Source organism: Desulforhopalus glucosivorans, assembly GCF_054397165.1.
On sequence record NZ_AP044854.1, the window covers coordinates 2,132,352 to 2,152,124 of the forward strand.

At 43.6% G+C, this 19,773-nt stretch carries 17 protein-coding genes and 1 pseudogene; 9 read left to right on the forward strand and 9 right to left on the reverse strand.

Annotation, left to right across the window (positions count from 1 at the left end; translation table 11 throughout):
- Window positions 1-207 precede the first annotated feature (207 nt).
- Window positions 208-480, reverse strand: a complete 273-nt coding sequence (gene rpsT / locus ACX6CI_RS09195; RefSeq protein ID WP_458777863.1) for a 30S ribosomal protein S20 — start codon at window positions 478-480, stop codon at window positions 208-210.
- A 326-nt stretch (window positions 481-806) separates the two neighbouring features.
- On the opposite strand from rpsT, the gene ACX6CI_RS09200 reads away from it, so the two are divergent.
- Window positions 807-1,898, forward strand: a complete 1,092-nt coding sequence (locus tag ACX6CI_RS09200; RefSeq protein WP_458777864.1) for a cyclic nucleotide-binding domain-containing protein — start codon at window positions 807-809, stop codon at window positions 1,896-1,898.
- 150 nt (window positions 1,899-2,048) lie between these two features.
- Here the strand turns inward: ACX6CI_RS09200 and ACX6CI_RS09205 are convergent, their stop codons facing one another.
- From ACX6CI_RS09205 to ACX6CI_RS09220, 4 genes and pseudogenes are all read right to left on the reverse strand, one after another.
- Window positions 2,049-4,253 (reverse strand): peptidase U32 family protein, encoded by a 2,205-nt coding sequence (locus ACX6CI_RS09205; RefSeq protein ID WP_458777865.1) that lies wholly within the window; start codon window positions 4,251-4,253, stop codon window positions 2,049-2,051.
- A gap of 300 nt (window positions 4,254-4,553) precedes the next feature.
- Window positions 4,554-5,132, reverse strand: coding sequence for a phosphoribosylglycinamide formyltransferase (gene purN, locus ACX6CI_RS09210; protein ID WP_458777866.1), 579 nt, complete (start codon window positions 5,130-5,132; stop codon window positions 4,554-4,556).
- A 47-nt stretch (window positions 5,133-5,179) separates the two neighbouring features.
- Window positions 5,180-5,755: pseudogene (locus tag ACX6CI_RS09215) on the reverse strand (IMP cyclohydrolase); the annotation flags it as partial.
- A gap of 9 nt (window positions 5,756-5,764) precedes the next feature.
- The gene (locus tag ACX6CI_RS09220) at window positions 5,765-6,160 is read right to left on the reverse strand and encodes an RNA-binding S4 domain-containing protein (RefSeq protein WP_458777867.1); all 396 of its coding nucleotides are present in this window, start codon (window positions 6,158-6,160) and stop codon (window positions 5,765-5,767) included.
- A gap of 230 nt (window positions 6,161-6,390) precedes the next feature.
- Here ACX6CI_RS09220 and folE2 point away from each other — a divergent pair, with 230 nt between their 5' ends.
- Window positions 6,391-7,140: a GTP cyclohydrolase FolE2 gene (gene folE2, locus ACX6CI_RS09225; protein ID WP_458777868.1), complete on the forward strand. Its 750-nt coding sequence runs from the start codon at window positions 6,391-6,393 to the stop codon at window positions 7,138-7,140.
- Between the two features lie 55 nt (window positions 7,141-7,195).
- Here folE2 and ACX6CI_RS09230 read toward each other — a convergent pair whose 3' ends face one another.
- From ACX6CI_RS09230 to gpmI, 4 genes are all read right to left on the reverse strand, one after another.
- A complete protein-coding gene (locus tag ACX6CI_RS09230; protein WP_458777869.1) occupies window positions 7,196-7,420 on the reverse strand; it encodes a hypothetical protein in 225 nt (74 codons plus the stop codon).
- Between the two features lie 6 nt (window positions 7,421-7,426).
- Window positions 7,427-9,364, reverse strand: coding sequence for a sensor domain-containing diguanylate cyclase (locus ACX6CI_RS09235; protein WP_458777870.1), 1,938 nt, complete (start codon window positions 9,362-9,364; stop codon window positions 7,427-7,429).
- 83 nt (window positions 9,365-9,447) lie between these two features.
- A complete protein-coding gene (gene yjgA / locus ACX6CI_RS09240; protein ID WP_458777871.1) occupies window positions 9,448-9,990 on the reverse strand; it encodes a ribosome biogenesis factor YjgA in 543 nt (180 codons plus the stop codon).
- A 138-nt stretch (window positions 9,991-10,128) separates the two neighbouring features.
- Complete coding sequence (gene gpmI / locus ACX6CI_RS09245) at window positions 10,129-11,751, reverse strand: 2,3-bisphosphoglycerate-independent phosphoglycerate mutase (protein ID WP_458777872.1); 1,623 nt, start codon at window positions 11,749-11,751, stop codon at window positions 10,129-10,131.
- Between the two features lie 171 nt (window positions 11,752-11,922).
- On the opposite strand from gpmI, the gene ACX6CI_RS09250 reads away from it, so the two are divergent.
- The 7 genes from ACX6CI_RS09250 to ACX6CI_RS09280 all read left to right on the forward strand — a co-directional run bounded on the left by ACX6CI_RS09250 (window position 11,923) and on the right by ACX6CI_RS09280 (window position 19,756).
- Window positions 11,923-12,528 carry a hypothetical protein gene (locus tag ACX6CI_RS09250; RefSeq protein ID WP_458777873.1) on the forward strand — a complete coding sequence of 202 codons (606 nt, stop codon included), beginning with the start codon at window positions 11,923-11,925 and terminating at the stop codon, window positions 12,526-12,528.
- Window positions 12,521-13,792, forward strand: coding sequence for a molybdopterin molybdotransferase MoeA (locus ACX6CI_RS09255; protein ID WP_458777874.1), 1,272 nt, complete (start codon window positions 12,521-12,523; stop codon window positions 13,790-13,792). The genes ACX6CI_RS09250 and ACX6CI_RS09255 overlap by 8 nt, the downstream gene beginning before the upstream one ends.
- The gene (locus ACX6CI_RS09260; RefSeq protein ID WP_458777875.1) at window positions 13,789-15,714 is read left to right on the forward strand and encodes a molybdopterin biosynthesis protein; all 1,926 of its coding nucleotides are present in this window, start codon (window positions 13,789-13,791) and stop codon (window positions 15,712-15,714) included. The genes ACX6CI_RS09255 and ACX6CI_RS09260 overlap by 4 nt, the downstream gene beginning before the upstream one ends.
- Window positions 15,715-15,782: 68 nt before the next feature.
- Window positions 15,783-17,510, forward strand: a complete 1,728-nt coding sequence (locus ACX6CI_RS09265; RefSeq protein ID WP_458777876.1) for an aldehyde ferredoxin oxidoreductase family protein — start codon at window positions 15,783-15,785, stop codon at window positions 17,508-17,510.
- Between the two features lie 15 nt (window positions 17,511-17,525).
- Entirely contained in the window at window positions 17,526-17,750 is a 225-nt protein-coding gene (locus ACX6CI_RS09270) for a MoaD/ThiS family protein (RefSeq protein WP_458777877.1), read from the forward strand.
- A 237-nt stretch (window positions 17,751-17,987) separates the two neighbouring features.
- Window positions 17,988-19,049, forward strand: a complete 1,062-nt coding sequence (locus ACX6CI_RS09275) for a glycosyltransferase (RefSeq protein WP_458777878.1) — start codon at window positions 17,988-17,990, stop codon at window positions 19,047-19,049.
- Between the two features lie 284 nt (window positions 19,050-19,333).
- Window positions 19,334-19,756 (forward strand): pyridoxamine 5'-phosphate oxidase family protein, encoded by a 423-nt coding sequence (locus ACX6CI_RS09280; RefSeq protein ID WP_458777879.1) that lies wholly within the window; start codon window positions 19,334-19,336, stop codon window positions 19,754-19,756.
- The last annotated feature ends 17 nt before the right edge of the window (window positions 19,757-19,773 follow it).

The window sequence follows — 19,773 nt, forward strand, 5'->3', positions numbered from 1 at the left end:
CAGTATCTTAGGCGAGTAAAATTGGTAAAGTTAGAGGAAGGTGGGTGATGACATACAAATGTTGATTCAAATGTTGATTCAAATGTTGATTCAAATGTTGATTCAACGAAACAAAAGATCAAAAAAAAAGGCCATGGAACAACATGTCCCATGGCCTTAAGTATATCCGTTGAAAGAATCTCCAACGAAACTGCAATAATCGTTAAATTATGCAGCAGCAGTCATTGCATTAACTCGCTTAGTCAAACGAGAAATTTTGCGAGAAGCGTTCTTCTTATGGATGGTACCTTTGCTCGCAGTCTTAGCGATAACGATGGTAGCTTCGTGAAGAGCAGTCTTTGCCTCATCAGCGGATCCAGCAGCAACAGCTTCATCCAACTTACGGATTGAAGTTTTCATCATTTTTCTGTTCATTTTGTTACGTAAACGACGAACCTGCGCCTGGCGATTTCTTTTTTCTGCGGATTTATGATTAGCCACGAAAATACTCCTCCTGTAATTATCTTGTCTATCTAAATAGTTAGATGTCTTATATCATCACGCCCGTCTTTTAACGCATCACAAGAGCAAAAGAGAAACGGGCCATTTGTAGTTAATAAAATAAAGAGAGCAATTTATAATGCAAGAAACTTATAAAGTCAACAGTTATCGTAGGGCAAAAGTAGGCAAATAGACTCTTAATGATAGCTGAAGTTATTTGACACCGGATTAACCATTACGATATGCTATATAGAGCAGAAAGATAAACTGCTCATTAATAACATGTATCATAACCTATAACTCCTGACTGTACAAAAGGCTGGCTGATGGGATTTCCAAAAATTATCTTTACCATTACTGAAAACAACCACTGCCCCCTTTATCAATACAATGACCTTTTTGAACTATCTGGAATTGCCATCCCCTTAAAAGATGCCGACAGTAACAGTGTAATCACCACAACTATCATTACCCACCCCGCAGGTAAAAGAAACTGTAAGATTCTTGACGGTGATCTCAGCAAGCTCATCATAAATTATGAACGAAGTGACAAGATTCCTGTCTGCATGATGAATTGCTCCGGCTGCACCGGTTCCATCAAACTTGAATACACGAAACAGCACTCCCTCCTCTCCTCAGAAGATTCCAGCACCCTGTCCGATGAGATTGGCTCAATTATGCACCTGCTGTCCAGCTTCCCCTTCTTTAAAAATATTGACGCACACAACCTCGATAAGGTGGTCAACTTCTTTAGTATGAAGAAATATAAGGCTGGAGATATCGTCATTCGAAAAGGTGATCCTGGCGGCAGACTATTCATCATTGTGGCAGGCAGTATCAATGTGCTCAATGACGCAGGCATAATCATTTCCGTCCTCGACAAAGGGGAGGTGTTCGGAGAGATGTCACTTATCTGTAACGATGCTGTGACTGCCACAATTCAGGTAAAAGAAGAGGCAACAATCTTAGATATTGATCAGCCCAATTTTCATAAAATCCTTGATATCTATCCAGATATTCAACTTTATTTTTCAAGACTTATGGCCGAACGACTTAATCAGTCCAACACAGTGAGAGCCAAAGATCTCAGTTCAGGAATAGTAGGAGACCTAAAAGAAATACCCGCAGAAGCCCTCTTTCAAACCCTGAACATGAATAATAAAACCGGGATACTGACAATTTCTGATCTCAGTAAGGGGACCGCTCGCTTTTCATTTCGTCAGGGAGCACTCATCAAAGCACGATACCACGACTACGACGGCGACATGGCCTTTTATGAAATTCTTAAAGAAAACTCGGGTAGATTTCGCTTTACCCCAGGCATATCAAAAGAGGATTTTGATACACCTGAGATCGGATTCTTTATGAAACTGCTAATGGAAGGAATGCGTCGGATTGATGAGAATAAAGCAAACTAAACCGAACAGATATGAAAATAAGCCAGAATAAGCACCTTGGTGCTTATCGTAATACACTTCGATTTTGTAGTTTTCACTCCAACTCCCTTAAACCTTTTGTCGACAATGGGACAACTCGTTTAGAAAAAAATTTGAGCAGTATTGCACATACTATTCTAGAACTCCCAAATAATTAAATGTTGGGAGTTTTGAGTACCTTCCATTATTCAGAAGTCTGTCTGACAGCTCAGCCATGGCCCGTTTAGAACCCTGGCCGCACACATCAACCACTACATAATTAACACCAGCCTCTTTTAGCTCAGTTAGGTATGGCAAGAGAGACATCGGTTTTTCAGGAAATGTCTGGGTATAACCTTCTTTTTTACGAATGACATAGGGTTCTTTTCTTGGGCTCAGTATCTGCTGTTCGTACTGAAAATGTTTTGCTGCAAGCCTTGATGTATAGAGAGCAGGCGCTCCGTACACATACATTCCAAAATTCATTTTTTTGCCACTTCGACTCCTATCATACCCAGCTATGAATTCAGTAAGAGATTTTTTGTCGAACTCAATACTTACCTGTGTTGACTCCACACCGTTTGAGGCAAGCTCCAGAGCAGCCTGACTATTATTGACATTTAAGGTGTAATCGCCAAAGAGATGAACCTTTTCCCCTTTAAATAATTGCACCTGACTTACATGGGCAATTTGAAAAGATCTAAACCCGGAACGGAGTAGAAGTTTGACCTGTTTTCTCATTCGGGACAGATCATTTTCCATTATCAGCGGAGGCAAGGCCCACGTAACCATCCGTGAACGTCTCCCCAGTCCTTTTTTAATCTGACCTACCTGACTGAGCATCTGCTTTTCAAACGGAAGTAAATATCTATCCGGATTCAATGCCTGTTGACCAAGTACCATTTTAACTGAATCTGTTTTCAGCCACCACTCCATGCCAATCTTTTTCCTCGACTTTCGGTGGCTTGGCATATATTTACCGGTATCTTGCTCAAGGGGCTCAGCATCCTCAGACACGATTCCGCACACAGCGTCCTTTACATCTTCGACATAAGAGTGCAGTGCCTTAGCCTTAAGCTTTAATTCAGCCGCAACTTTTTTTATGGGCAGACGCTTAGCATCCCTTGCTCCGCTATTTGCGCCATCAACTCTGTAAACCTCAACATAGCCTCCTTGAGGAACAGCAAGGCCAGGCGGCAGACTGATTGAGATTTTCTCTCCAGCTTCTGCTATCTCTCTTTTTTCACCGGTCACAAAAAGTGATTTCAGTCGAAATGCTGTACGATCCCCCACCGGCTCCACATGAAGTCTTAACCTGTCGCCCAAACCAACCCGTGATTTCACAACAAACCGGCAGGTGAGTTCATCTCCAACCATTTTGACCGCACTAAAGCGACCAAGGTGGGTTCCCATATTACCAGAATGATACGGTGTAATGGCTTCCAGGGGTTGAGGGGTGAAGAAATACCCAGAGCTGGTCTTACGACTCATGGCTTGCCCGGCAATTTCTTCTGCTTTTCTGAGAGCCTGTTCTTCACTCCCTGCCTCTGCGTCAATAACAGTCCTGTAGGACTCAACAATTGACTGAACATAGTGAGGTGAACGCATACGACCTTCAATCTTCAATGAAGATATTCCCAACTCTTTTAAGACAGGAACAACTTCAAGTCCTGTGAGATCATTCATGGAAAACAGATAGCGACTACTCTCTCCGCTCTTTGTTTTGCCCCGGGCCCCACCCTTGCCTCCACCGGTGTACGCCCTCCTGCATGGCTGGACACAGCGCCCACGAATACTACTTTTACCACCGAGATAGGAAGAGAAAAGACATAACCCAGAAAACGAGAAACACATTGCCCCATGGATGAACACCTCAAGCTCAACCTCTCCACGCTTTGCTGCAACAGTCTCAATCTCTTTAAGTGTCAGCTCCCGTGCAACAACCACCCGTTCACACCCCCTTTCCCCAAGAAAACGCACACCGTCGGAATTATGCACTGTCATAAGGGTAGAGCCATGAAGTTGGATTTTCGGGAAAAACCGTTTTACCAGCTGCAACAGGCCAAGATCCTGAACGATCAAACCATCCGGATTGATTTCCTGGATGAGACTAAGGTTTTCTATCACTGAGCCAAGTTCATGTTCTAAAAGAATTGAATTTGCTGCTATATATATCTTTTTACCAAGATCATGACAGTGCTGGGTCATGGCACCTATCTCATCGAGCTGCAGGTCTCGAGCAGGGTTTCTGGCGTTAAACCCGGGAGCTCCAACATAGATGGCATCTGCACCACCATTTAATGCTGCATGGAATGTTTCGATGGTACCTACAGGCGCTAACAATTCAATTTGACTCATATTTTATCTTACTTAGCTCTCGGATTTATCTAAGAATCGGAGCATAAAATGAAGGTTCAACAGAATAAACAAATCAGCCGCAGCATGATGTAAGCTACGACTGATTCGTGATTTTCACTGCCTTACACAGGAGTTTCTGAAATAACACCAGAAACTCCTGAAGACTATGTAACATCATAAAAATGATGCAACCGGCCAGGCACTTATCCCGGCTTATTTCCAGTTTACCGGGAACAGATAGTATAAGGACGAATAGTGTGATGGGAATACAAGTGAGAGCAATTGTTCAATTCATTACAATCAGGAAACTCTTTTCCAAAAAAACTCCACCCCATGTTCATCCACACGGTTTAAGGCTTCCGGAAAAGTTTTACACTCCATTTCAAAAACTTTTGAGGCAATGAGATCAACATCATCATCGTACTCAATATCGACAGCACGCTGAAGAATTATAGGCCCCTCATCGTATTTTTCGTTGGCAAAATGCACAGTACAACCTGTCACAGTACAGCCACGTTTTTTTACATCACTATGAACATGGTGACCATAGAATCCATCCCCGCAAAAACTAGGAATAAGAGATGGATGTATATTGATGACCCTCTGCATAAGAGCGACAGGTGGAGTATACAACTTCAGATAGCCGGCAAGACAGACAATATCTATATCGTACTTCCTGATAATGTCATTGATAGAACCATTATCTGCTGCATGAAAAGCGGGATAACCATATTTTTCTGCTTTCTCAAGCCCCAGCACTCCTGCGACATTTGAAATCACAACCTCTATGGAAGCATTGAGTCGTCCGTCCTCAATGTGATCATGGAAATTATCAAGTGTACGACCACTTCCAGATATCAACACGGCCAGCTTTAACATAATTACTCTCCGTCAAAGTAATTGTTCGCATCCACATCAACCTTTTCAAGCCATGCAGAAATTGCCGTATCATAGGCGGCGGTCAGGGCATATACTTTTTTCATGAGGTAAAACCTGGTCTTAAGCGTTGTATTACCTGTTGCCTTGATTTCTTCAATGACTTTTGGATAATCTGCAGGATCAACGATTACGGTCACATCATGAAAGTTCTTAGCAGCTGCACGAAGCATGGTAGGACCACCAATATCAATATTTTCAATGGCATCAACCAGAGAACAATTGGGATCTTCTACCGTTTTATTAAATGCGTATAAGTTAACCGCAATAATATCTATATTCTTCAAACCATGATCAGCACACTGGCTCTGATGATCCTTATTGGCTCTCTGATTGAGAATACCACCATGTACTTTAGGGTGTAGAGTTTTAACTCTTCCATCAAGCATCTCAGGAAAACCAGTAAAATCTGAAACATCCATTACCGCAAGCCCCGCATCACGGAGTTTTTTTGCAGTACCACCAGTGGACAGCAGATCAATCCCCAGTGAAGCAAGTTCCTGTGCAAAACCTTCAATTCCTGACTTATCTGTCAAACTGATCAGTGCTCTTTCTACCTTACCCATAATCAACTCCTATTCATCTTTTCGTGTAAATGTTCTAATTTTTCGTCTATCTCTTTTACTCGGTTTATTTCCCGGTGCAGAATATCCATCTTTTGACATCCGGCGCAAATCCCTCTGTTCTTCTCTTTTTTTGATGCTTTCTTCTGATTCTACATACAGAAGTTGAGCCTCTTTTGCAGGCCTTCGATATTTTGAAATTCCTAAAACAGAGATATGAAAGGTCATAAAGCCAATAGTGATAATCAGTTCATCACCAATTGCAACATTACGTGAAGCCTTAACTCTCGATCCATTCAAATGGACCTTACCACCATTCACTGCTGTAGCAGCCATGGACCTGGTTTTAAAAAATCGTGCAGCCCACAACCATTTATCGAGGCGAACAGCAGGAGTATCCTTTTCCATAAGCGTATTATCTAGATTTGTCTTTTGGGATTTACAACAAAGAAGCTGTACAGAATACACTTAATTAACAACAAACGCATGAAATTTTAATCGCCGTCAAAACAACAAAGAAAAGAGTATTGTCTATAATGATCAAACAGGGTATGTAAGAATCGTTTCTATGTAATAAAAGCCGCGTTCTACGATGCACAAAGACTAAAAGTAGAAAGACAACTCAGGATGTGAATTACGTGAACAAACCTATGTATATCCAAACAGTCGGTTTAAAAGACCTCAGGACCCCTATTCGTGTCAAAGAAAAGGACGGAGGTCTGCAGAATACCATTGCCACTGTCTCCATGCAGGCAAATCTCTCAGAGCAGAGCACAGACAATTGCGCAGACATATTCACATCTGTCCTGCACGAGCATATTGACGAACTCTCTGTTGCCAGCTTTTCCACAATACTATCAAAGCTACAGACCGAGTTGCAGGCGAAAAGTGTCAGACTGGAAATGAGTTTTCCATACTTTATCAACAAAAAAGCCCCTGTCAGCGATACCTACAGTATGATGGAGTACGACTGTACTTTTTCAGGCGGTATAGGGGACAATGATGGCTTTATTCTAACCATCCGAGTTCCTGTAACAACTCTATGCCCATGCTCAAAGGAGATAAGTGCAGGTGGAGCCCACAATCAACGAGGTGAAGTAACCCTTAATGTAACATTTGAAAATTTTATTTGGGTTGAAGATCTCATTACCATGGTTGAGCAGTCGGCATCCTGTGAGGTATATACACTACTCAAGCGTCCTGATGAAAAATACGTTACAGAAAAGGCCTTCAACAATCCAATGTTTGTTGAAGATGTTGTTAGAAAGGTGGCGGTTCTTGCACTAGAGCACCCTGACATCAAATGGTTTTCTGCAAGTGTTGAAAGTTTTGAATCCATCCATAAGCATAGTGCCTACGCCTATGTGGACAGTGACGAAGTTCGCTAAAACCGAGAAGCCTTTTCCACTATTGCTCTCAGCTGTTTTGGGTGGGGGCCTAGAGTTACAACTTTGTGGAACCAAACCCATCAAAGCGTTTTCTAAACTCTCCTGACTCTTTTTCTCCGTCCAGCATCCTACGGAGCATATTTCGCTCCTGTGTTACTATCTTCAACTCAGCCTCCAGGGAGGCGATGTCTTTAGGCTCGGCGCTATCAATCTTTTTCTGTAACTGATCTACGCTCTGCTGTGCTTTGTATAAATCTTTTGCCATTAATCGTATTGACATCTCTACTCACTCAACCAGATTATCGCTGGCTATCTCAAAATTTTGCGCAACTACTCGGTTACGTCCCTGATTTTTCGCTGTATACAAGGCTTCATCCGCATTCCTGTAAACGGCATCAACAGACGCTCTTGCATCTGACGGTATAGTCAACACTCCAGCGGAAACCGTAATAACAGATGCCACCTTACTCCAGTTATGCTCTAGTGCTCTTTCCTCTACGGCCTGTCGTATAGATTCAATAAACTCCAAATGAGAATTCGAATCCTGCTTTGTATAGAGTATACCAAACTCCTCTCCTCCAAGCCTGAAGCAATAATCACTGCCACGGGAGAGTTTTCCCTTCATAATCGCTGAAACTTCCTGCAAAATCTTATCGCCCTTCTGATGCCCGTAATTGTCGTTGTACTGCTTGAAAAAATCTATATCAAGCATTGCAAAGACGATATCACATTTTTCCCGTTGTGCTCTACTGAGTTCTTTTTTGATAATCACGTTAAAAAAGCGTCTGTTATAGAGATCCGTCAACTCATCAGTGATTGAAAGATGTTCAATCCGCTTCTTATCAGTGATATCCTGGTAAATCACAGAATAGCCAATAAGTTTCCCACTATCATCTTTTTTGGGCAACACCTTAGTGTCCGCCCAGAAACAATCACCATTGTCCCTGGAATGTTGTAATTCCCCGGACCAACTCCCCTCTCTTTCAAGAGCTTCCCAAACCTCATCATAATATTCTTTTGGTCTTGTTTGGCAATAGAGCTTGTCATATCTCATACCCACAAGGCTATTTTTATTAACCCCAAGACTCGTTGCAAGAGCACTGCTTGCCTCCTGAAAATTTCGCTGTAAATCTAAGGTTCCTCTATGAATATTTTTATCAATAAGATCTACAGATTCAGTCAGTTGTCTGTTTTGCTGTGAAATTTTCCTATACAGCTTAGTTGGACCCATTGAGATCAGAAAAGCAAGGGGTACAGAGAGAAGAGCGATTATTGCAATAATAAAGACTGCGGCCTTTTGCCTTTCTTCCTTCATCGAATTGACTATTTTTTCATCGGCATGCAATACAAGCATTGCCCCGTCCTTAAGCAATAGATTGCCAAGGGAACCAACAAACAGATTACCCAAACTCAGCAAATTACCACGCTCCACATGATGGAGGATCTCATTTGCATATTCGGGGTAAACTGTCTCCACTGAGTGTCCACTTTCTGTATATCTAGACCATGAATATTCCGATTGATGAGCTACAAGAAAATATCCATCCTGATCCAAAAGACAGAGATGAAACATACTGTTGTGGGTGAGCTTGTTAAGGAATCGCTTCATATGAACATTAATTATTACGATTCCCCTAAAATGCTGGTTGTAATACACAGGGGATGCAACGCGGAGAACAGGTTTTTCCGGCATTTCAATCTGACCATGCTCGATATTAAGATCAAGCTTTGAATACCAGAAGGAAAATGGAGGTGTTTGGGAGGCCTCCTGAAAATAATATCTCTTTCTTTTGTCCTGCAAACCGCTTTTTGGAACAACCAGAGCCCTTTCCCTGCCAATGGGCCAATCGGCCCTGACCCTCTCCATCCCATATTCGTCAATATAACGAACCTGCATAAGGGATGGATTACTGTTAGCAACAGTACGATAACAGACCGTTAGATTGTTATAATTTTCTTCACTGGGATTTTCAAGATAGTCAAAAAGAACGGAGGTGTCACGTAGGGCACTCACAACGTATTCCAGGCCTGCAGTAAAATGTTCAAACTCTCCAACGGTTTGATCAAAGACATCTTCAGCATTAACCTTCAGCTTGGCGTCCATGGCAACGGTATCAAGACGATAGCTGATAACCGCCGTAAAAAATGCGATAGCAACTCCAAACAGAGCAAAAAGCCCGATGTAATACCACCTGTTTGCCCTGTCTCTTACCTTACCTGCCATATTTCTCCCAAGATAATGAAGTTACTAAAGGAACGTTTTGAATTATTTTACATCATTAGCTACTCTCTCTTCAAATTTTGGGACTAACTATTTTTCAACAGCTGATCTTTTTCAAGAGCAGCCTTAACTATACGAAAGACCTCCTTATAGTGATTATGAAATCTGGTCTTAACATATTGGTGTACAGTTCGACGTAAGTCTCCACCATCTATAGAGTATTCTTCAATCAGAGCATCAATCTGTTCACCATACCAGTCAGGCTCCCAAGCTTTACGCTGCTGCAGGGTCGCTTGCTGTTCCTCAATTGCTTCAGTGATGATTGCGTCTCGTAATCGCTCTGCTTCATGGTGGAGTTTATTCTCTTTTAACTTGGAGCCTTTTCTGGCCGCAAGAAAATCGAGGATATCAGAGACATTCTCCTCTCTCATCAATTTGGCCATATACTTAACCTGACGTTTGCGGGAACCACCTTTCACCTTGCGGCACTGATGGATTGCCTCTTTAAGTTCATCACTGACCTCAAGTTTTTTAAGATCCTTATCTGAGAGCAGAGCAAGCTCTGAGGCGGCTTCCTCTTCCTGCTTAAAGCGCCGTTTCATTTCCGATTTACTTATTCGTTCAGCCATTTTTTATTCTCTAGTATGTTAGTGCCTTATTCCTGAGCCTCTATATTAAGTCACAAGAAACATTAAGACACCATTTGAAACCGTAAAGTCAACAATACTTCAAGGCACTTACCCCGGCTTATTTCCAGCTCAATGAAGTTATCGCAACTTCAACAGGGAGGGCTCATAATCAGCAGGAGGTTCAAGCCCTAAAAGAGTACACAAGGTTGCTGCCACATTTGCAAGACCCGGATCATTCACCCCACTTAATTCAAACGCATTGGCTTCACTATAGTCCTTTACAATAAAAGGAACCGGATTCAGAGTGTGCGCCACCATTGGATTTTTAACACCATTTTTAACTGACCACATACAATCAGCATTCCCATGATCAGCAGTAACAACCAGGATCCCCCCAGCATTTTTCACAGCTGACTCAATGCGCTTTAAACAGATATCAACCGTCTCAACCGCTACTCTAATCGCTGCTTCATCGCCGGTATGCCCCACCATATCGCCATTTGCAAGATTGAGACGTATAAATTTATGGGAACCTGATTTAACAGCATCCACAACTTTATCAGTCACCTCCCCAGCCTTCATCCACGGCTTCAAATCAAAGGCTATTTTATCCGAAGCAATCTCTTCATACTTTTCATACTTCTCGTCAATATAGCCGGACTTATTACCATTCCAAAAATAGGTCACATGGCCAAACTTCTGCGTTTCTGATATTGCATAGGAGCTTACCTTGCTGGCACAGAAATACTCACCAAGGGTTCTGTCAATTGCCGGAGGTTGCACCAAAAAATTCTCGGGAATCATAGCATCACCATCATACTGCATAATACCCGCATAGAAGACATCAGGAGTCCTCACCCTGTCAAAATAAGGGAAATCCTTATCTTCAAAGGCCTGAGATATCTGGATGGCCCGATCACCTCTAAAATTAAAAAAGACAACGCCATCTCCGTCCTCAATGGTGCCCACAGGGCCATTAGCATCAGCTACAACAAAACTCTCCATATACTGATCGGTCATTTCAGCATCTTCATCGTAATAGGTTTGTACAGCATCTGCTGCTGAACTAAACTTCCGACCATCACCTAACACATGCGCCTTCCAACCCCTTTCAACCACAGACCAGTTGGCATTATATCTATCCATGGTGGTAATCATACGCCCGCCACCGGAAGCTATTTTATAGTCAAATTCCGCACCATAGCTTGCGATTTTTTCTTCGAGGGCAGCAATGTATATCAATGCACTTTTTTGGTCGACATCACGACCATCGAGAAGAACATGTAAGCGCACCTGAGGGATGTTTTCGGCAGCGCATCTATCCAAAAGAACAAACAATTGCGATATATTAGAATGTACATTCCCGTCTGATAACAGACCAATAAAGTGCAGGGCATTACCGTTTTTCGCTCGCTTCTGCAGTTCAGCCCAGACGTCACTTTCAAAAACAATCCCGGAGGTCAGGGCGTCATTGACCAACTGTGCACCCTGGGCAAATACCCTGCCTGCACCAAGTGCATTATGACCAACTTCCGAGTTACCCATATCACCATCAGAGGGCAAGCCAACAGCCGTACCATGGGCCTTTAATTTAACCATAAGTGGTTCCCTTAAAAGCCGATCTAATATCGGAGTATTGGCCATATACACACCATCCTGGTCATCCTGGGTACCAATCCCCACCCCATCCATGATGACGGTTACTACGGGACCATTAAACGTATTATATCCTTGGGTTGGCTTAAGTGCACTCAGTGTCATTTCTTGTCCTTTTAAGGTGTTTTAAGTAAATTGATTGCATTTTTTTATATCGCTAAAACAAAAATAGTTGTAAATATATGAGCATACCATACGGCAGAAACACTGGTTGTGTTGTGATCATGCAACATCACCTTCGCCGGAGATTTGACATGTACATGATAAGTTTTAAAAATGGAAGAGCAACACCCCAATTTAACAACCACATTAAGTGTCACACCTGACTCTTATCATCTTTTCACCACCATATTACAATCTGGTATAGAGGTAAAGACCTCCAGCTCTACTCCTATTACTGCTTTTCTTTGTCAGCTCCCTGGTTTCAGTCCCCAATATATTGGTAATACTGTAGAAACTATTTTTTTAAATGGAAACCCCGTCGATGATTTAGCTCTACCCTTTACCGGCAAGTCACCAACACTTGCCCTGTCTGCAGCTATGCCTGGTCTCGCCGGGGCAATTTTCAGAAAAAACAGTATCCACTCCGCACTCAGAACCCAAACAGATACAACCGATAGTCAGACAACAGACGACCTTGAAATCGTTGTAACCTTAAAACTATTTAATACCATTGCCAAAGAACGTGGAAGAGATCTCCTCACGAGGGGAGTTTCAATCAAATCAACAAAGGTTTTAAACTTTCTTAAGAGCCGCTCTGGACTTTGTGATTATATAACTGATATTGAGTTAGGTAGTAACTCTATAACCTACATGGAATTTCTTAATGAAATTTCACAATTTCAAACAACTCATCTCAAGGTCATAAACGCAAATGGTTGAAAATACGACAACAAAAGACATGCTCGGCCGTGGGGGCTTATGCACCGTCCCCCAGGCACAAGAGATACTCAAGGATCGACTAAAAACAATCCCTGTCGTAACGGAAGAAATACCTCTTAAAGAGGCCTTCGACAGAATCCTTGCTGAACCAATTCTCTCAAAAGAAAACCTGCCAGCACATCCTCGCTCTACCATGGACGGTTATGCCGTTCGTGCGGCTGACACCTTTGGCGCCAGTGAGTCCATGCCCTGTTACCTCAACATTACTGGGGAAATATTCATGGGCAAGCCTCCAGTGGGCGAAGTAAAAAAGGGATGTTGTTATAAAATACCAACGGGCGGACTTTGCCCTGAGGGAGCAGACAGTGTTGTGATGTTTGAGCATACAGTCCCTGTAGATGAGACCATGCTCGAAGTTGTAAAGGGCGTTGGCAGTGGCACAAACCTCGTACAAAAAGGTGAAGACATAGGCGCTGGCAGTCAGGCCTTGCCTGCTGGGTGGCGTCTGCGTCCACAAGACATTGGTCTTCTTGCTGCCATTGGTATCACAACCGTTAAGGTTACGAAAAAAATACGCGTTGGTATCTTATCAACGGGCGATGAAATCATTGACCACTCAGAAGTTCCGCAGCCTGGACAGATACGTAACATCAACACCCTTGCAATCTGTGGTCTTGTGCGCCAGGCCGGCGGTGTCTATGTGGATTACGGCATTGTAGCTGATAAAAAGGAAATCTTTCTTCCTGCAATTCAAAAAGCTGCAAAAGAAAACGATATCGTCCTTTTTTCAGGTGGCAGTTCAGTTGGGGTACGCGACCTCGGTGAACAGGTCATAGAAGAATTAGGCCCTCCGGGCATTCTTGTCCATGGAGTAAAACTCAAACCGGGAAAACCAGTCATAATTGGTCTAAGCGGAGAGACTCCAATTTTCGGGCTTCCCGGACATCCAGTATCTGCCATGGTCTGTTTTGACTTTTTCATAAAGCCCACCATACGAACACTTTCAGGACTATCTGGTGTTGATCCGTTACCTGTTGCCACCGTATCCGCCAGGCTTTCAAGAAATATTAATTCCGCTGCTGGTCGCATGGATGTTATTCGAGTCCGGCTTGAAGAGATCGATTCCATATGGACTGCCCAACCTATCATGGGTAAATCCGGCTCCATCTCCACCCTTTCCAGAGCCCACGGATACTTTATCATCGACGATGACAGCCAGGGAATTTCCGAAAATTCAATTATAAAGGTCACACTCTTCCAATGAGCAAGCGAAACGTATACGTAAATAACAAACCCCTCGCCGAGGCAAAAGAGCTGTGGCTTGCAGCACTGAAAAAGCACGGATTTTTCACCAACAATACCGTTGAAGAAATCCCTGTTGACGACAGTCTTGGAAGATTAACTGCAGAGCCCGTAATAGCCAGGCGTTCATCGCCCTCCTACAATGCCGCTGCAATGGACGGCATAGCTGTTCATTTCAATGATCTTGCAGGAGCCACAGAGGCGTCTCCTTTGCGCCTTTCAGATGACAAATATCAACCGGTCAATACTGGTAATGCCATCCCTGAAGGCTATAACGCCGTGGTGATGATTGAAGATGTTCATCAGGTAAGTGCCAATGTTGTTGAACTGCACTCCCCAGCGACACCCTGGCAGCATGTGCGAACCATCGGCGAAGATATCGTTGCAACAGAACTGATAATTCCCGAGGGGCACACAATCCGCCCAATAGACCAGGGTGCAATGCTTGCAACAGGAGTGACCACCGTTGCTGTTCAAAAACGACCAAAGGCCCACGTTATTCCCACAGGCAGTGAACTCATTCAACCTGAGCATAGTCCAGAACCTGGGCAAATTATTGAGTTTAACTCCCGTATTCTCGCAGGATATCTTAGTGAATGGGGCGCTGACACAAGCCGCGGTCTTCCGGTAAGTGATAACCCTGAGCTTTTGAAAGAGAGTCTTGTAAAGGCCGCTGCCGAAAACGATTTAGTGGTTCTTAATGCCGGAGCCTCCGCTGGAACCCGTGACTATAGTGCCAAGGTTCTCGATGAAGTTGGCACTGTCATTGTTCATGGAGTTGCTATAAAACCTGGAAAGCCGGTTATCCTTGCCATGATTGGAGATACACCTGCCATTGGCCTGCCCGGTTATCCGGTCTCTGCACTTCTCACCATGCGGATTTTCATTCGTGACATCCTCTCCATGTACCTTGGTAAAGGATCTCCAGTTCGTGAATGTGTACCCGCAACCCTCTCCCGCCCTGTACATTCTTCCATGGGAGTTGATCAGTTCGTCCGTATAACTCTTGGTAGAGTCGGTGACAACCTTATGGCCACGCCATCAGGCAAAGGTGCAGGAGCTGTTATGTCGCTAGTCAGGGCTGATGGCCTTTTAACAATTGGTTCTGGTAATGAAGGCATAGGAGCTGGCGAAGAGGTTGAAATCGAACTACTCAGGCCCCAGACAGAAGTTGATGCCACCCTTGTATGTATAGGAAGCCATGACAACATCCTTGATCTCATGGCCAACCAACTCTATAAAAAGCGCCCGATGATTCGTATCTCTTCAGCCCACGTAGGTTCAATGGGAGGGATTATGGCAATCAAACGAGGTGAAGCCCATATTGCCGGAAGTCATCTACTCGATGAAGAGACCGGGGAATACAACGTCAATTTCATCCAGCGCTTTCTAAAAGACATTCCCCTCCAGCTGATTAACCTCTGTTACAGAGAGCAGGGACTGATTGTTGCTAAAGGCAATCCTAAAAACATTACGAGCTTTCACGACATTGCTAAAGAGAAACACACCTTTATCAACCGACAAAATGGAGCTGGAACCAGATTACTCACAGACAAGATTCTTCAGGATGAGGATATCTCTCCAGCAACTATCCCTGGCTACGACCATGAAGAGTATACCCACATGAGTATTGCCGCCTCGGTTGCAAACGGAAGCGTTGACACAGGGCTTGGAATACGAGCGGCTGCCAACGCACTGAATCTCGACTTTGTGCCCGTCGCAGAAGAGAGATATGACCTGATCATACCCAGGCCTTTTATGGACAATCATAAGGTTGCGACTCTTCTGGACCTTATTCGAAACGACAGTGACTTCAAAGAATCCGTATTACAACTCGGAGGCTACAACCTGAGAGATTGCGGCGAGGTCATGTACGAACAGTAACATTCGTACGAAGAAACAACACAACTTGAGCAACGAATCAGCAAAACATAACAACAAGGAGAACAACAATGGCTGATAAGATTTTTCGCGTAAACATGACGGACCTTACTACCTCTGTCGAAGATGTGCCCGAAGCGTGGGCCGGACACGGTGGACGGGGTCTTACTTCTACTATAGTTTCGGAAGAAGTTGAACCAACCTGCCACCCACTCGGGGCAAGAAATAAATTGGTAATCGCACCAGGCTTACTCTCTGGTACTGTTGCTGCAAACTCCGGTCGTCTCTCAATCGGAGCTAAAAGCCCTTTAACTGGCACCATCAAGGAATCCAATGCAGGTGGAACCTCTGCTCAACTTCTGGCAAAAGCCGGCTGTAAAGCAATTATCATTGAAGGTCAGCCTAAAGAAGATAAGTGGTACAGCCTTGCACTCACTCCAGCTGGCGTTACCATCAGTGAAGAAACTGAACGTATTGGCAAAGGAAACTTTGATGTCATCAAAAGCGTCAGTCCTGATGCTGATAAGAAAATAGGCATACTCTCTATTGGCCCCGCTGGTGAGATGAAAATGAGCTCTGCCAATATCTCTATCCAGGATCCAGATGGCGGCCTGCGTTCAAGTGGTCGTGGTGGACTTGGTGCGGTTATGGGCTCTAAGAAGATTAAGTTCATCACCATCGACCCTCAAGACGGTACAGTTGAGATAGCGAACCCGGAAGCATTCAAAGATGCTAATCGCGCCTTTGCAAAAGCCCTCGTGAACCACCCTGTAAGTCAGGCTCTCGGTGCGTATGGAACCAACGTCCTTGTTAATATTATTAACGAGTCTGGTGGATTACCAACCAAAAACTTCACCCAGGGACAATTTGAAGGGCATGAAGCCATTTCAGGTGAAACCATGGCTGATACCATCACCCAGCGCGAGGGCAAGGTAAAGCACAACTGCCACGCAGGTTGTGTTATCCAGTGTTCACAGGTGTACAATGACGCCAAAGGCGACAAACTCACCTCAGGTTTTGAGTACGAGACTATCTGGGCCCTGGGCGCTGACTGTTGCGTCGATAACCTTGACCACATAGCAGAAGCAGATCACCTCATGGATGATATTGGTATTGATTCCATTGAAACCCCTGTAGCCATTGGTGTTGCTATGGAAGCAGGAGTTCTTGAGTTTGGTGATGGCGCTGGTATCTGCCGCATTCTTCGTGATGAAGTTGCCAAAGGAACCGGCCTTGGAAGAATTATTGGAAATGGAGCTGGATCTGTAGGACGCGCCTTTGGAGTGACCAGAGTTCCTGTTGTAAAAAACCAGGCTATCCCAGCATACGATCCGCGTTCAATTAAAGGTATGGGTATAACATACGCAACCTCTACCCAGGGCGCTGATCACACAATGGGTTACACCATTGCGACTAATATCCTGAACGTAGGTGGTCAGGTTGATCCTCTTTCAAAAGAAGGACAGATTGAGCTTTCCAGAAATCTTCAGATTGCAACTGCTGCCATTGACTCTACCGGTATGTGTCTCTTTATTGCCTTTGCAGCCCTTGATGACGAAACCTGTTTACCAGCTCTCATTGACCTGTTGAATGCACGTTTTGGTATCAACCTCAATGGTGATGACGTTGTCGGTCTTGGCCAGCATATTCTGAAAACTGAAAGAAAGTTTAATATGGCTGCAGGATTTACCGCCGCAGATGATAGACTTCCAGAATTTTTCTACGATGAGCCACTACCACCACATAATGTAGTGTGTGATTTCACCGGTGAAGAAATTGATACATTCTGGAACTTCTAAGAAATAGAGCAATCTATGAATATCACAGTTAAACTTTTTGCCTATTTTCGGGATAACCGCTTCAATATTGAAAAGTGGGATATACAACCGGGTACCACTGTTGGGAGTATAGTCGATTCACTTGATATTGATCGGGAGGAAGTTGGTGTACTTATGATTAATCATAAACACACCCAGTTTGAGGTGGAACCCCAGGAGGGTGACATACTTGCGATCTTTCCCGTGGTGGGCGGCGGCTGAAATCATTACAGCCAATACGTAGTTCAAAGCCCGAATCACTCCATTGTGATTCGGGCTTTTCTATTTTTTTTCAAATTTCCATTTTTATACGTAGGCTTATCATTCTACATTTATTACCTTCCTTATGTACTTAACGAACTTATAATGATACAGGTCTATTTTGAAAATCCGGTTTATCTCTCTTAGAGCTCTTCATAAACAATCCTTCCAACGTTTAACAGGTTAACGTTACGATACATGCTTAATTTAGACATTTTATGGTGGGGACGATCAGACATCAATTATTCCCGTAATAGAGTTATTCGAAGCTGCCTTAAACGACTAGGATGCCACTTCACTGAATTTAGCCCTATACTCTCACCCTTAGGACTTATCGAAGCATATATTCGAAAACCTTCAAAGCCATCTCTTATCTGGGTACCATGTTTTCGCCAGCGTGATATTGACTCAGCCTCATTCTGGGCTCAAAAATTTGATGTACCTTTAGTGTTTGACCCACTCATCAGCGCCTATGATAAACAGGTCTTTGAAAGAAAGAAATTTACGGAGGGTGACAAACAAGCCGAGAAATTGCTTCGATGGGAAATGAAAATATTTCAAAAAGCGGAACTTGTCATTGGCGACACAAAAGAGCATTGTAATTTTTTCCACAACACATTAGGTGTGAAACAATCACGGCTAGTTGATATTCCTGTTGGAGCTGAAGAATCAATATTTAAGCCTATTTCAGCCCTCCCCCGTCAGTCCGCCCCTCTCACAATCCTCTTTTATGGAAGTTTCCTTGGACTCCAGGGCCCTCTCACTGTAATTGAGGCAGCCAAGAGATATAGTGGTCCAGAAGTTCGATGGAAGTTCATAGGAGAAGGCCCTCTCTTACATCAGTGTAAACAACACGCCAAAGGTGTTGAGAACATAACGTTCATCCCTTGGGTTCCCTATGAAGAACTACCTAACCATATTCAATCAGCAGACATTCTTCTTGGCATATTTGGCACTTCTCAAAAGGCCCACAGGGTGATACCAAACAAAGTATATCAAGCACTTGCATGTGGCAAACCTCTTGTGACAATGCAATCTGGTGCGTACCCTGCTGACTTCATTTCAAATGATAACCTTGGCATCATCTGGGTCACATCTGGTGATCCTGAGGACTTAGCAGTATCGGTTTCAAAACTTGCCAGCAATAGAGATAAACTGGAGTCTCTTGGAGAACAAGCCTACCAGACATTTAAAAAACACTTTTCTGAAACTGAAATAGAACAACAACTCCACGGTGCACTCCAACAGTTCGTACAGTAATAGTCCAGTAGTCGTTCAGAAACGATCAGAACAGTTCCAATCACCTTTATAGCACATTTATCTGTCAAGAAATCTTCATTGGTTGATGTATAAAATTTTTCAATTTCACTGGTAAAAACACGTTTCTGTTTTATCTATAGTAACTGTACATAACCAGCCCCAGAAAAAGAGCTAATTATCTCGCTTTTAATCCTCAGCAAGCAGATATACCGTTGTTATCGATTAACTTTTTCTATATACGTTTCTGGGACAAGGCACTACAACAACTCATCAGGAGGCCCTATATGGCTGATTTAGAACAGCGTATTTTAGATATTATCCACAAGCCACAACTTGCAGCACTTGCAACAGTAACAGAGCAAAATAATCCATGGGTACGATACGTCGTAACAATAGGAGGAGGAGATCTCTCCCTTAGATGCGCAACCTTTGTTGACTCCCGTAAAGCCGAGCAAATTAACAACAATGACAATGTACACATTACTTGCGGGGTTAATAGTCTAATGGAGATGCAGCCGTACCTTCAGGTCCAGGGAAAAGCTCGTATCACAACTGATAAAGACGAGCGACACGCTTTTTGGAACGATATGCTCGCTCCCATCTTTGATGGCCCTGACGATCCAAGATATTCGCTCATAATAGTAGAACCATACAGGATTGAGTATTGCACTCCCGGGTCCTACGAACCTGAGGTCTGGACCAAATAATCATTCACGACCGACGA